A 355-nucleotide genomic window follows, 5' to 3' on the forward strand; every position below is an offset into this window, starting at 1 on the left:
TCGAAGACGAGGGCTATATCCGCGGCTACCACGCCCGGCTGGACCCGGGCCGCATGGGCGCCGGTCTGCTGGTCTTCGTCGAAATCCGCCTGCTGCGCACGGCGATGGACGTGTTCGAGGAGTTCAAGCGCGCCGTGGTCGTACTGCCGCAGGTGCTGGAGTGCCACCTGGTCTCCGGCGACTTCGATTACCTGATCAAGGCCCGCGTGCCCGACATGGCTGCCTACCGCCGTCTGCTGGGCGAGACCCTGCTGACCCTGCCCCACGTCTCCGGCTCACGCAGCTATGCGGTGATGGAGGAGGTCAAGGAAACGCTGGAGCTGGAGGTGGATTGAGTTTGGAGCCGGGATTCGGG

Annotated in this window: 1 protein-coding gene; it reads left to right on the forward strand. The window is 65.9% G+C overall.

Annotated features, from left to right (window positions below):
* On the forward strand, positions 1–335 hold a 335-nt coding region (locus tag FLQ44_RS23075; protein ID WP_147696196.1), incomplete at its 5' end, for an Lrp/AsnC ligand binding domain-containing protein.
* Positions 336–355 lie beyond the last annotated feature (20 nt).

This window comes from Vogesella mureinivorans (assembly GCF_007644035.1).
Classification (GTDB): Bacteria; Pseudomonadota; Gammaproteobacteria; order Burkholderiales; family Chromobacteriaceae; genus Vogesella; species Vogesella mureinivorans.